This window comes from Pedobacter sp. NO84 (assembly GCF_059703915.1).
The window spans coordinates 800,140-814,165 of record NZ_AP046575.1 but is presented as its reverse complement, the minus strand read 5'-3'; the positions used below and the strand labels follow the sequence as shown (position 1 = coordinate 814,165).

Sequence of the window (14,026 nt, the reverse complement as noted above, 5' to 3'; positions counted from 1 at the left end):
CCTTGCTATCTATACTATTTAAGTATTGGCACTATGGTTACCTTAATTTTCTTTTGCCCTGCGGTATATGCCGCAGGTATCTCAAAATCACTATCAAACCAGCCCTGATTTTGAAGATCCGAAGGTTTAATTACCGTCTTTTTATCGATCACATAGATCTGATGTTTGGGAGCGGAAGGGTTGGTTACGATATGCCATGGCTTTTCTACCTTCTTCCCGTTTACATAAACCCATGCCGTTTGTACTCCATTATCAGTGCGGTAAATTCTTCTGCGTAAACGTACTCCGTCATTTGCAGGGTTTATCGTCACCTCAAACGTACTGCTTCCTGTAAAGGCCCTGCCATTGTCCACTACCTTGTTATAGTCTATCGCTTTGGTGTAACCATCATAATAGTTAGTAATCGTTTTGTTCCAAACCTGTCCCTTGACATGGTAGTTATGGGCGGCTTCGGATTTTGCATTGCCGATATCCATCTCGTCTGTCAGTTTAAGGGTATCTGAGGATGAAGATTTATAATAATAGATCATTACATCCGTCTTCGTATTTTTAAAACTGCTCACTTTTTCATATTCATACCGTATATCTATATTCTTGTTAAAAATATAGGCATCGTTCATATAAATACGATAAGAGCCCTGAAAGCCGTTGATAAGTCCGCCCCATAATGGTTCCTGGAAGGCACTTCCACCCCATCCCTGATTATGATCGTCTTCGGTACCGTCGCCATGCATTTGTGGAGTACGTGAACCATCGATGTAGGTAAATTCGTCGCTGTCCATGTCATAATTATTACTGTAAAACATCAGACCGACAACGTGTCCCCGGCCCTTCTCCTGGAAGGCAACGGCATAGGGTTTTGAAGACCAGGCAGTATCTAAGGTGCGTTTCGCATGAAAATAACCAGATTGTTGAGGCGGGTAAGCATATACTTGACTTGGTTTAAAACCAATACTGCAGTTTAAAGAATCTATTGGGGCTCCAGTTCTGTTCACCACCACAATCCGGGCCTTTTTCCAAAAGGGCATTGGCCAGTAGCTAAAAAAGCTGTGATCCTTGCCGCTGAAACCGAACAGCAGCGTTGTAAGGTTGTATGAGGGTATATCTACATCCTTATCAGTCGGCTTATTTTTTAAAGGAAAATCCTTCCCGCCACCACCAAAAAAATACCCTAGGGGAACGTCAATTGCAGCTTCCTTTTGGTCGTCCCAGTATATTTTTAGCTTTGTGTTATTAAGTGTCTGGCTATTATAAGGTAAAAGCTTCATTTTTAGCGACGAAATTGACCCGGCTTTGTCGAGATTAATGGTTACAGAGTCCCCGTCCTTAACAGCCAAATCATAATTAAGCGTCAGCATCCCCGCGGTATCTTTGGGATCTTTGCCCTTACTGTTCCATTGGTCAATCGCCTTATGGCTAACAGCGGCATTTTCTTTCCAACTTTGAACCGGTGTTTGCTGCGGATAGGTAAGATAGGTGTACTGGTACCAGGTTGTCCACCGGTCGGCCCAGCTAAGTTCTGGCATTACCGTTATTTTTAAACGCTTTTTAAAATTTAAGGGATAATATGCTATTGCAAAACGGCTGGCCTTATCCATAAAGCGAAACGGCGCTACAAATACAGACGAGTCTGACTTGAACAGTTGATCTATTGTGCAATCTATACGGGGCTTTATTTCATCATCAAAATAATACCTAATTTTTGCACTGCCCGCCTCGGGAAATAACTTTCTGTGTTGATCAAAATCGTACCAGATATTCATTTGTTGACGGTAGAGGGAGCCCGGGCCATATTCGTCAAATATCACATGCTCCCCGTTACTATCAATGTATTTGGTGAATGCATGCTGAAAATCGCCGTCTGTGTTTGCTCCCGCCGCATCATAGGATATGAACTGTTTGGTCTGGGTTCCGGAAGGAAACAAATAAGGCAGTCGCTCAACAGCCGACACGGCATCGAAACCTATTTTTGGAGCTTGTTGTTTTATACCAGGATGACTGTATACCCAGTAATAAAACTCATTGATAGAATTTTTTCCTGAGACGTTCGCCTTCTGTGCAAAAGCCGATTGTGCAGCTATCAGAAGTAACATGCATAAATACACCCTAGAAATTGGATAATGGTTCATAACTTATTTTTTATTTGGGTCAGCTCTTAAATATTATATCTTTCTAACGCATCAGTGAGATGCGCCTCGCCGTTGCGGTTTGTATGCTATTTTATTTTAATTATTCTGAGTAGGTTTATACTTAATTATAGCATCTTATCACACGATCATCTAGTACAATAGGAGAAATTAACCCTAAGAAGTTGGCTTCTTAGGGTTATTACGCACAAATACCTGTTAATAGCCTGGGTTTTGAACCATTTTAGTATTACGCTGTATTTCCCATATTGGGATAGGAAATAATAGCCGGTTACTAGTAACCTGATATGAATTAGATGCCAAATAACCGTAAAGCTGCTTTTGCTTAACTCCAAAAGCAGTCATCACCGGAATAGCGTTAGCAGTCCTTAGCAGATCTAACCATCTCTTATTTTCAAAAGCAAGCTCTATCCGGCGCTCATGCAAAATGACATCACGCAAAGTCGCCTGGCCGGTAGTTGAAACATTACCTAAACCTGCACGTGTTCTTACCTGGTTTAGATAGGGTAAGGCTTCCGATGACCTATTTAGCTCATTAAGCGCTTCTGCTAAAAACAGTAGGGCTTCGGCGTAACGGTAAACGGGCCAATTATCATCCGTGTTAAGCACAATAGTATGGGCATGCAGGTATTTCCTGATAAAAGGTTTAGAAATTTTTCCGGCGGGGGTAGTATAACCAATTATACTTTTAAGCGCCTGGCCTTGAAAGTTACCTGAGGCGTCGTTTACACCTTCTGCTATGGCAATAGAAGCATCTAATCTCTTATCTCCAGACTCATATGCACTTATTAAATCTTGTGTTGGTACATTCCATCCGCCAGTTGACGTACTATTAGAGTTTACGCCGGTGATGGCAGTTGTGCTGGCCATCCGCGGGATAAATGAATAGGTAAATGCGCTGTTAACTCCCTGGGTTCCCTGTTGATATTGCACCTCAAAGATAGACTCCCTACTATTTTTGTTAGCAAGGGCATAAACAGAAGCATAGTCAGGCAGCAAACTATAACCCATCGTGGTTATTTCTCTCAACAAAACCTCAGCTTCTGCATACTTCTTTTGTACCATATAGACATTTGCTAATAACATTTTGGCAGAACCAGATGTGGCAAGTCCAGATTGAGGGAAGGCCGTAGGTGCAGGCAATTTCTGTATAGCATCTTTAGCATCTGCAATAATTGCATTGTAAACCTCATCAGCTGTCGCACGTGGCAAATACGCTTCAACTTCGTTAGTAACCTCATGTAAAAAAAGAGGAACGCCTCCGTAATATTGTACCAGATCAAAGTAAAAGAAAGCCCTTAGAAATTTTGCATGACCAGTAGCTGAACTTTTCTCAGCGTCAGACATACTTGATGATCCAACGCGATCTAAAATGATGTTAGCCCTCTGAATACCTTTATAAGCAAGGGCATACTTTGCCTGGGTAGTAGCAATGCCATTACCTGCAGTATATACGTTTTGTGAGTCATCTATAAAATCAGCAACGTTTTCTCTATTTGTGGTGGCATTACCACGATCTGAATTATATAACTCATAGTGCGTATTATCCGAACGCATCTCGCCCATTATCCAGGACGAAGTTGTAGTTTGCCAGTCGCGTAAAGCAGAATAAGTGCCGATAACTGCTTTATCAAACTGATCTTTTGTTTTGTAAAAAGTATCGGAAGACAATTGGTTCTCAGAGCTAAGTGTAATAAAATCCTTTTTGCAGGAAACTATGCACAGCATTAATATCGTTAGGTATAAAAAGTTCTTTTTCATGTTCGTAATTTTTAATTAACCTTTATTATCCAGAGCTATTATAGCCCCAGACTCAAACCAAATGAAATGGTTCTTGGAACCGGATAAGCAAAATAATCGTTCCCCTGACTTAACCCATTCAATCCACCTACTTCGGGGTTTAACAGATCATAATTACTCAGGATAAACGCTTGTTGAATGCTGGTATATACCCTTGCACTCTTCATGTATTTAAGCTGAGGCAATTTAAATGTATACCCTAAAGAGATATTCTTACAAGTAAGGAAATAGTTTCCTTTATCTAGGTAATAGGTATTGCTACTACGTTGAAATGCTGTAGTGCCAGCTCTTGTGCTTGGTATAATTCCGTTTCCAGGATTAGCTTCAGAACGCCAGCGATCCATAAGTATGGGATCCATATTAAATGCGCCATCTAAGTTCCCGGTATCTCCTTTCCATCCATCACGCATTTTGGCACCAACTGCGCCAGAAAATGCGATGTTGAAATCAAATCTTTTATAGTTAAAATCATTGGTTAAGCCTAGCAGAAAATCAGGATTGGGATCTCCAATGAAAGTTTTATCCAGACTATTAATCACGCCGTCGTTGTTTAGATCTTTCATTCTAACCGTACCAACCTTAGATGTTGAGTGTTTAGCCTGAGTATCAAACTGCTGTTGGTTCATATAAACTCCATCGAATACCCATCCGTAATACTGTCCAATCGGATGACCTACTGCTGTGCTCCAGGTATCATAGTCGCCAACACCACCTATTGGCGTGTTAGTATTACCCAATTGCAATACCATATTGCTATTGAACGAGATATTAAAATTTGTGTTCCATTTAAATGCGCCTACAAGATTCTTGGAGCTAACAGAAATTTCATGCCCCCAAAACTCAAACTTTCCAAGGTTAGATTGGATGTTAGAAAACCCTGATGATTGCGGCAGATCGATCTGGTATAATAACCCATCTGTTATTTTATGATAATAATCATAAGCAACCAATAAGCGATTGTTAAAGAGCCCAATGTCTAATCCGGCATCAAACTGATTGGTCCTTTCCCAGCCAAGAAGGGAATTACCCAAATTACTAGGAGATAATCCTAGAGCTAAAGTATTACTTATTACATAGTTAGAACTACCTATCACCGCGATGCCTGGATAATTTCCTATATTATTATTACCTACAACTCCGTAGCTGGCACGCAGCTTTAGGTAGTTAATTACGGGCACATGTCGCATGAAGTTTTCTTCGCTGGCAACCCATCCTGCAGACACGGATGGGAATACGCCCCATTTTCTATCTGCTCCAAAACGAGATGAACCATCACGGCGCAGTGTACCCGAAAGAAGGTATCTGCCTTTATAGTTGTAATTTAGACGACCAAGCAGCGACAGTAATGACCAGGTTTGTGCGCCCAAGTAACTTCCTAAATTAGTTCCTTTGGTTACAGTAGCAGCAGCCTGAAGATTAGATATCACATCATCGGCAAAATCTGTTGCGTTCATGGAAATACCATCGCTTCTGTATTTTTGCGCTGTGAAACCTGCTAATGCCTCTATGGAATGATCTTTAATCTTAGTTTGATAATTTAGGGTATTTTCATTGGTCCACGACCGATAATTGAATGCACTATATGTTGCACCAGCCTTTAATGAAACCACCTGATTAGAACCTCCGTTTGATGTGCCTGGGGTAAAATTTTTGTAGGTTTCGTTTAACATCTCACCATCAAGCCGTGTTTTAAATTTAAGGCCTTTAAGCAAATCAACCTCTGCAAATGCATTGGCAATTAGACGGTTAGTTTTATAATCATCTTGTGTTTCGATCAGCTTCCTGTACCAGTTAGGCGTAGCCAGCATACCTGGCGAACTGGCAGCAGTTGGCATTGACCCGTCTGGATTAACAGCGTTGATAAGGGGCGATGATAATATGGCAGCACCTATATAGTTACGTCCTGCATCATTTAAACGATTATTATGTTCAACCTGTAGTGAAGGCGCTATGTTAAATCCCAATCTCAGCTTTTCAATAGGTCTGAATTCACTATTAACCCTTAGCGTATAACGTTGATATTGAGTATTCTTTAAGATACCTTCCTGATTAAAATAACCGGCAATCACATTTGTAGAAGACTTTTCCTTTGCGTTCGAAACGGATAAACTATAATTCTGAATGGGTGCGGTACGTATGATTTCATTTAACCAGTTTGTTCCCTCTCCATATTGTTCTGGATTTTGATAAACTGTAGGTATTGCACCTGTAAAACCTTCGTATTTGATTTTATCTTCATAAAACCCTTTGTACCATGTAGCAAGCTCTTGTGCAGTCATTACCGGATATCTGTTAGACTGATCCAATTTTTGTGTGCCGTAATAAGCATTAAAATCAATCCTTGGTTCTCCCGGCTTGGCTTGTTTAGTGGTAATTAATATAACTCCTCCTGCAGCACGCGAACCATATAACGCTGTTGCTGAAGCATCTTTCAATACGGTAACCGTTTCAACTTCATCAGGATTAAGGTGATTGATATCTGACATGGATTGGCCGTCTACCACGTATAAAGGAGCATTTGAAGCATTGATAGAAGCAGCTCCACGCACACGGAAAGCCAGGGCGGCACCCGGTCTACCGCTAGGCTGGGTAATTTCTACACCGGCAAGTTTTCCCTGTAATTTTTGGGCGAGCTGCAATACCGGCATATCCGGTAAGCTTGACACATTAACGGTTACAATGGAGCCTGTAATCTCTTTTGATCTTTGGGTTCCATAACTTATCACCACTTCTTGAAGGGCATTTGGAAGGGGCTTAAGCATTAAATCAATTGTAGTCTGATCTCCTATTACCACTTCCTTTGTTTCAAAACCTACGTAGGTAAAAACCAACGTTTGCCCTTTATTAACGTTAATGGAAAAATCTCCATTACTACTACTAATAACTCCTGTGTTTGTGCCTTTAACTCTAATGGACACACCTGGCAGCCCCCGTTCTTCATCATCTACCACTTTTCCTTTTATTTCTATCCGCTGGATCACTTCGTTCACTATTGGTTTAGCATCCTTTGGTCTGACAATAATGGTTCGATCTTCTATGGCGTATGTAAGCTCTGTATTTAAAAGAATCTGCTTCATTACTTCATCAATCGGGGCACCCTTAAAATTAGCATCGATTAATACATTACTTTTTACATTTGCTGCATACAAAAGCACATCATAACCTGTTTGCTTGCGAATTTCTTTGAACATCCGCCCCAGTTTAATCCCTTTTTCCTGGAAGGTTATTTTTTGCGCAAATGTGGAAGCACTAACCTGTAATAGTGTGGTAATGAGTATAATAGTTGTTAATTTCATAATTAATAACATTTTGCGTATCCGATTCGGAATGGCGCATAAAATTCTAGTATAATTTATATACATTTGATCATCTGTTTAACCGAATGGCGCTTTGTCACAATCGCTATTCGAAGTAAGTCACTAATAATTGATTGTTCCTGTTTAACAGGAAATGGCAGAACAGTAGTTAAGGAGTGTTCCCGCACTCCTTTTCTTATCTGCGCTAGTTCGGGGGGCTCAAATTTCTTTTGTTTTCATCTGTCATACTTGTAATTATTTGGTTCAATTTATTTGGTTGTTCAGTGTAGTTATTTGCGCTTTTTAAGGATACTGATCTGATTTCCTTCAGTTTTAAATTCTAGGTTGGTAGCACTTTCTAATTTTTTCAAAACTTTATCGATGCTTGTATATCGGCTCATGGTTCCATAGAACACCCCATTTTCCAAGGCTGGATCTTCATAGACAACCTCAATATTGTACCAGCGAGCAAGTCTTCTCATTACATCTCCAAGTTTTTCATTGTCGAACATAAAATATCCTTCTTTCCAAGCTACCGCCAAGTCGGCGTCAACACTTTCGATACTTATTTCTGGGCTGTTTACCACATAAGAAGCCTGTTGTCCTGGTTTTAAAAGGATAGGCTTTTTTGTTTCCGAAGTTGATAAACCAATACTACCTTCTAATAAGGTGGTCTTAATTCGGGCCTCGTTGGTGTAAGAATTGATGTTAAAATGAGTTCCATAAACTTCTACCAATTGGTTTCGTGCAATAACCCTAAAAGGAAGGCTCTTGTTATGGGCTACCTCAAAATAACCCTCACCAGAAAGTTCTACCTTACGTTCTTTTAACGAACTAAAGCTTACAGGAAATTTTAAAGACGATGCTGCATTAAGCCACACATTGGTACCGTCGGGCAAATTTATCCGATATTGTCCACCACGTGGCGTTTCGATAGTATTATAGGCAATGGCTGCTCTACTATCATTATTTTGCTGATCAAGTATGGTATAAACCAGTTGTCCGTTGGCAATTTTAGTTACCTTTACTCCAGCTTGTACGGGGAGCTGTGTGTTGGTAGAATCCGTTAGTGCTATTTTTGTACCATCCGCAAGGGTCAGATATGCTTTATTTGTTCCGGGTATAATAGTTGCAACCCGACCTCTTTGCAAAATGGCTTGTGTTTTATCGCGCTGTATATACTGACCTAGCCAAACGAAAACTAAAATAGCTGCCGCAGCACTTAACCATGGCCATATTTGTTTTGTTTTAGCCTTTGTTTTAAGCTGAAACTTAGATTCTTCTTTATTTATTTGGTTGTACCATGATTCTACAATGGCTTTTTCTTCTGTAGTACAGTTACCTTCTAGATATTTATCTAAAAGTGCTTTCGCTTTTTTATTGCTCATAACAGTTCATTTGGTGACGCATTACATTTAAGACGCAGAGCTCCAAACGAAGTGGTACATGAAATGAAAAAAAATATTTTACTTAAGCAGTTCGTAAAAAAAGGATAGGCCCAGCACCAGAAAGATGTCTAATTTTAGCCTTAGTATTTTTAAAGCACGGTAAACCTGCTTCTTTACGGTTTCGTTTGAAATATCAAGTTTACTGGCAATCTGATTATGGGATAGACCTTCATTCCGGCTCAGTTGAAAAATTTCCCGCATCTTTTCTGGAAGGGTGTTTACGGCGCTTTCTATTTGGAGCGATAATTCCTTATACCTCACCTGTTCATCGGTAACCAATTCGCCCTTATCCATGAATTCGGTTAATGAATCCAAATATTTTTCGTGAACCTTGTTATGCCTGAAACTACTGATGATCTTGTTACGAACAGTTGCATAGAAGTATAATTTTACCGAACCGTTTATTGTAAGCACAGCACTTTTAGACCATAGCATAGAAAATACTTCTTGCAAAATATCATGGGCCTCTTCTTCATCACCAAGAATTTTCTTAGCATACGGATATAGTATTACCCAATAACGATTATAGAGTTCAGTAAATGCATCATGATTACCCAACTTGATTGAGTTTACCAGTTCAGAATCAGACAAAAATTTATGCTCCCTCATACTTGTTAACGGTAAGTTAAGAACCTTTTAGCCGGTTACACTTAGCTTCGCCACAAAAAATCAAATTACTACGATAAAGCCAGTGCATAATCCTCATTTCGATAACTCATATATATAGCTAAAGCTATACAATGGAGCATTTGTAATGAAGTATATTTACATTTGGTTAATAAAGTTAGTGATTATAAAGTTAGTAACTATCCTTAACTGTCATGTTAACCATGCATTAGAAAATGTTAAAATGTTTAATGCTATTCGATGGAACTCTTGAAGTTACACCGCCTTATATGCTTTGCCCAATCTTGTACAGGTTGAAACATTAGCCAGGATGATCTCTACCCATATTACATCATCTTAATTTAGAAAATTTGGGCTTAACTTATATAATTGCTTAAAGGAGAGCCCATGCGAGGCTTTGGAAAACAAGGCTTGAGGTTTGTAACTATAGAAGGGATCAAGCTCGAGCCGTCTAATGGGTGATTTTAGCCTAAACGGAATCTAGCAACAAGTTTTACTAGCAGAAAAGTACATGGAGGAAACCCAAAAAAAGGCTATAAGCATTAAAACTAAAAAAACTTCCCGTATGGGAAGTTTTTTTCTGGTTTGTACACCCAATAGGATTCGAACCTATGACCTACGGTTTAGAAAACCGGTGCTCTATCCAGCTGAGCTATGGATGCATGTAAAGCAAAAATGACCATAAATGATCATTTGGGCTAACGCCAGCAAAGATATGATTTCTGAAGGAGAAAATTTAATAATTTTTTTAAAAAAATAAGAGTATCACCCTAGGCGTAGGGCATAGAGCATGGGGTTAGATTAAGCAATAATCCCGCTAAAAACGCCATGCTCCATGCTCAACGCTCCATGCTCGTTGCTAATAATTTCCCGTTATTCCCATCTCCAAACCTCTCAGTTCTGCAAGTCCACGCAATCGCCCTATGGCAGAGTAACCCGGGTTGGTAACCTTGTGCAAATCATCAAGCATTTGGCGCCCGTGATCTGGACGAAAAGGGATTGGGTTTTGGCGTTTAGCATTTTCGGCCGTAACTACCTTCATTACTTCGTACATATTTACATCGCCACCTAAATGATCTGCTTCGTAAAAATTGCCTTCTTCATCTTTGGTTACATTGCGTAGATGTAAAAAGTAAACACGTTCTTTAACTGCTTCGAAAATATCAACTAGATTGTTTTCCATTCCTGCACCTAAAGATCCGGTACAATAACAGATGCCGTTAAAAGGTTGATCTACACTTTTTAGAATGTCTACCAGGTCTTCTTTATTGCTGGCAATTCGCGGGAGGCCTAGAATCGGATAAGGAGGATCATCAGGGTGAATGGTCATGTTGATGCCTGTTGAGGTGCAGGTTTCGGCTATGCCGGATAAGAACCAGGTGAGGTTGGCTTTCAGCCCTGCGGTACCAATTACCTTATATTCGTTGATACTTGCTCTTAATGTCTCGATTTCGATCTCTTTTTCGTTCGGGATGCCCATCAATACATTTATCCGCAGTTCATCCAATTCTGAAGGCGACATACCTTCGAACCTTACCTTTGCTTTTTGGATAATGTTAGCCGGATAATCTGCGGCTGCACCTTCTCTTTTGAAGATATACAAATCAAAAACTGCCAGATCAGTCCAATTAAAGTACAAGGCTTTAGAACCATCGCTCATCGTAAGGTCTAACTTGGTACGGGTCCAATCGAGTACTGGCATAAAATTATAGCACACCGTTTTAATTCCACATTCGGCGAGGTTTCTTAGCGAGGTATTGTAGTTTTCCAGATATCGCTCTGCATCTGCCCTACGGGTTTTAATGGCCTCATGCACAGGTACGCTTTCTACAACCGCCCAATGTAGGCCTGTTGCTTCGATTATTTCTTTTCTTTCTTTGATATCGGCAATTGGCCATACTTCCCCATGGGGGATGTGATGTAAAGCCGTTACGATGCCGGTTGCCCCAGCTTGTTTAACATCTTGAAGGCTTACAGGGTCTGATGGACCGTACCAGCGCCAGGTTTGGAGGAGTTTTTTCATTTTAGTATTGAGTAGTGCGTATTGAGTATTGAGATTGGATGCAGAACCTTTCAAATCCAACCTTTCAATGTTTTATTATCTCGTATTGCGTTTGGCGAAAGGCGTTTGGCGTTTTGAGCAACTATACCTAACGCTTCGCGGATGATTTCACCGATTATTTATGATTTCACAGATTATGTATTTATTACTTCATTATCGGACTATCCGACTCTCCAAACTTGCCGATTCCGACGAAGTTACTTTAAAAATAAAATGGATTGACGGCTATAGGTTAAAAAATTTACGGAAACGTTAGCGTAAGCTAGACTTACGAAGTCTTAAGACTTCGTAAGTCTACTGCTTAAGTTCAAAACTCCCTTCTAGCTTTATCCCATCCGAAGATCCCCCTATCATCACTTTAAAATCGCCGGGTTCAGTTATCCATCCCACTTTCTCTTTGTAAAAAGAGAGTTTTGCAGGTGTGAGCTCAAAGGTGATAACTTTGCTTTCTCCGGGCTTCAGTTTTACCTTTATAAAATCCTTTAGTTCTTTCACCGGTCTAACCACCGACGCAAACCTATCCTGCAGGTATAATTGTGAGACTTCTTCGCCCTCTACCTTACCGCTATTGGAGATAGTGAAACTCACTTTAACAGTTTCGTCTTTTTTCAACGTAGTACGGTCTAATTTAAGATCACTATAAGCAAAAGTAGTATAGCTTAAGCCAAAACCAAAGGCGTAGCGAGGGTCATTAGGCGAATCGATATAGGCAGATTTATAGGTAATATCGGTAGGTTTTGTAACCGGCCTTCCTGTATTATAGTGGTTATAAAAAATAGGCACTTGACCCACATTTCGAGGAAAACTCATGGGTAGTTTCCCAGACGGATTGTAATCGCCCACTAAAACGTCGGCAATGGCGTTACCACCCTGATCGCCTAAAAACCAAGCATACACAATCGCATCCGCTTGGGCAGCTATTTGATTAAAAATTAAAGGCCTACCCGCCATGATTACCACAACAACCGGCTTACCCGTAGCTTTAACGGCTTTAAATAATTCTTCTTGTTTTCCGGGTAAATTAATGTTGGTACGTGATTTTGATTCGCCACTCATATCCCATGTCTCACCTAGCACCATCACCACCATATCCGCGTTATTGGCATTCGTTACCGCAGCATTAAAACCCACCGTACTGCTATCTTTTACCGAGGCGCCTTCTGCAAAGGTGAATTTAGTATCGTTACCATATTTAGCCTTTAGCCCTTCGTAAACACTGGTAATGTTAGCCGTATCCGCGTACACCACCCAACTTCCCGCCTGGTCTCTCTTAGCATGTACCAGCGGACCAATCAACGCTATGTTTTTAATGCTTTTGTGCAATGGTAAAGTATTGTTGCTGTTTTTTAGCAGAACTATAGATTTTTGAGCTGCAGACCTGGCAATTTGCTGATGCTTAGGATCGTTCATCACCCTCGCTTCCCTAGCCGCATCAGAAAAACGGTAAGGATCATCAAAAAGACCGAGTTCAAATTTTTTATATAAAATCCGCCTAACGGCATCGTTTAAATACTTGATATCAACTTTTTTATCTTTTATTAATTTTTCAAGCTCGCGTTTATAGGCTTCGCTTTCCATATCCATATCGCTTCCGGCAGTTATGGCCAATTGTGCCGCTTCGTTGATGTTTTTAGCGAATCCCCAAGGCAACAATTCTCTGATCGAACCCCAATCGCTCACCACAAAACCTTTATAGCCCCATTTTCCTTTTAGGATATCGCGTTGCAAATAGCTATTGGCCGTTGCAGGGATGCCATTTAAGGTGTTAAAAGAGTTCATAAAAGTGGCCACTTTAGCATCAGCAGCTGCTTTAAAAGGGGGCAAATAAATTTCGTGAAGCTGTTGCTCGCTCATATCTACAGGGTTATAATCCCTTCCCGCAATTGCGGCACCATAAGCAGCAAAATGCTTGGCGCAGGCCATAATGGCATCCAAACCTCCTAATTTTTCTCCCTGAAAGCCCAGCACACGTGCGGTAGCAATAGCTGATCCTAAATACGTATCCTCTCCTGCTCCTTCCATTACCCTGCCCCAACGTGGATCGCGGGCAATATCTACCATAGGCGCAAATGTCCAATGTATGCCCGATGCCGCAGCTTCCTCAGCGGCCACATGTGCAGTTTGCCTAATGGCGGCTAAGTCCCACGAAGCAGATTCCGCCAGAGGGATGGGAAATACCGTTTTATACCCATGGATTACATCCAAACTAAAAAGCAATGGTATCTTTAAACGTGATTGTAAAGCAACTGCCTGAATCTCGCGGGTATCCTTTACGCCTTTTACATTGAGCATAGACCCCACCATGCCGGTTTTTATATCATTTAACAGGTAATTTTTACGATCGCTCGTTGGCCCTGTAACTTCTCTTCCCGAGTACTGGTTAAGCTGTCCAACCTTTTCGGTTATGGTCATTAAAGCCATTAACGAATCAACACGCTGGTCTATGGATTTTTTCTGGGCATTAACGCTGGGGGCGAGGCCGATGATGATGGAGAAAACTAGGCAATAAATTTTATTCATGATATAATTGTTCTTTTTTTGTGCTGCAATTTAATGGTATAATTAGGTTTAGTTTGTCGTTGTAGCCCCATCAAAACCACAACATAGCCAACATTTATTGGTTGCACCTGGCTTTAGACCTTGTTT

7 protein-coding genes and 1 tRNA gene are annotated in these 14,026 nt (G+C 40.6%); all 8 read right to left on the bottom strand.

Going from position 1 to position 14,026, the window contains the following annotated elements:
• Window positions 1-14 precede the first annotated feature (14 nt).
• Window positions 15-2,129 carry a DUF2961 domain-containing protein gene (locus AC6H0V_RS03600; RefSeq protein ID WP_497562341.1) on the bottom strand — a complete coding sequence of 705 codons (2,115 nt, stop codon included), beginning with the start codon at window positions 2,127-2,129 and terminating at the stop codon, window positions 15-17.
• A gap of 216 nt (window positions 2,130-2,345) precedes the next feature.
• Window positions 2,346-3,908, bottom strand: a complete 1,563-nt coding sequence (locus tag AC6H0V_RS03595; protein WP_497562340.1) for a RagB/SusD family nutrient uptake outer membrane protein — start codon at window positions 3,906-3,908, stop codon at window positions 2,346-2,348.
• Between the two features lie 38 nt (window positions 3,909-3,946).
• Window positions 3,947-7,243, bottom strand: a complete 3,297-nt coding sequence (locus AC6H0V_RS03590; RefSeq protein ID WP_497562339.1) for a TonB-dependent receptor — start codon at window positions 7,241-7,243, stop codon at window positions 3,947-3,949.
• 290 nt (window positions 7,244-7,533) lie between these two features.
• Window positions 7,534-8,631 carry a FecR family protein gene (locus tag AC6H0V_RS03585; RefSeq protein WP_497562338.1) on the bottom strand — a complete coding sequence of 366 codons (1,098 nt, stop codon included), beginning with the start codon at window positions 8,629-8,631 and terminating at the stop codon, window positions 7,534-7,536.
• 78 nt (window positions 8,632-8,709) lie between these two features.
• The gene (locus tag AC6H0V_RS03580) at window positions 8,710-9,300 is read right to left on the bottom strand and encodes an RNA polymerase sigma factor (RefSeq protein ID WP_497562337.1); all 591 of its coding nucleotides are present in this window, start codon (window positions 9,298-9,300) and stop codon (window positions 8,710-8,712) included.
• A gap of 606 nt (window positions 9,301-9,906) precedes the next feature.
• Window positions 9,907-9,980: transfer RNA gene (locus AC6H0V_RS03575), tRNA-Arg, on the bottom strand.
• 197 nt (window positions 9,981-10,177) lie between these two features.
• Window positions 10,178-11,341 (bottom strand): mannonate dehydratase, encoded by a 1,164-nt coding sequence (uxuA, locus tag AC6H0V_RS03570; RefSeq protein ID WP_497562336.1) that lies wholly within the window; start codon window positions 11,339-11,341, stop codon window positions 10,178-10,180.
• A 333-nt stretch (window positions 11,342-11,674) separates the two neighbouring features.
• Window positions 11,675-13,900 (bottom strand): beta-glucosidase BglX, encoded by a 2,226-nt coding sequence (bglX, locus tag AC6H0V_RS03565; RefSeq protein ID WP_497562335.1) that lies wholly within the window; start codon window positions 13,898-13,900, stop codon window positions 11,675-11,677.
• Window positions 13,901-14,026 lie beyond the last annotated feature (126 nt).

Excerpts from the sequence above, each read along its gene's own strand:
- AC6H0V_RS03600 (WP_497562341.1), bottom strand. The coding sequence starts at position 2,129 with ATGAACCATTATCCAATTTCTAGGGTGTATTTATGCATGTTACTTCTG.
- AC6H0V_RS03595 (WP_497562340.1), bottom strand. The coding sequence starts at position 3,908 with ATGAAAAAGAACTTTTTATACCTAACGATATTAATGCTGTGCATAGTT.
- AC6H0V_RS03590 (WP_497562339.1), bottom strand. The coding sequence starts at position 7,243 with ATGAAATTAACAACTATTATACTCATTACCACACTATTACAGGTTAGT.
- AC6H0V_RS03585 (WP_497562338.1), bottom strand. The coding sequence starts at position 8,631 with ATGAGCAATAAAAAAGCGAAAGCACTTTTAGATAAATATCTAGAAGGT.
- AC6H0V_RS03580 (WP_497562337.1), bottom strand. The coding sequence starts at position 9,300 with ATGAGGGAGCATAAATTTTTGTCTGATTCTGAACTGGTAAACTCAATC.
- uxuA (WP_497562336.1), bottom strand. The coding sequence starts at position 11,341 with ATGAAAAAACTCCTCCAAACCTGGCGCTGGTACGGTCCATCAGACCCT.
- bglX (WP_497562335.1), bottom strand. The coding sequence starts at position 13,900 with ATGAATAAAATTTATTGCCTAGTTTTCTCCATCATCATCGGCCTCGCC.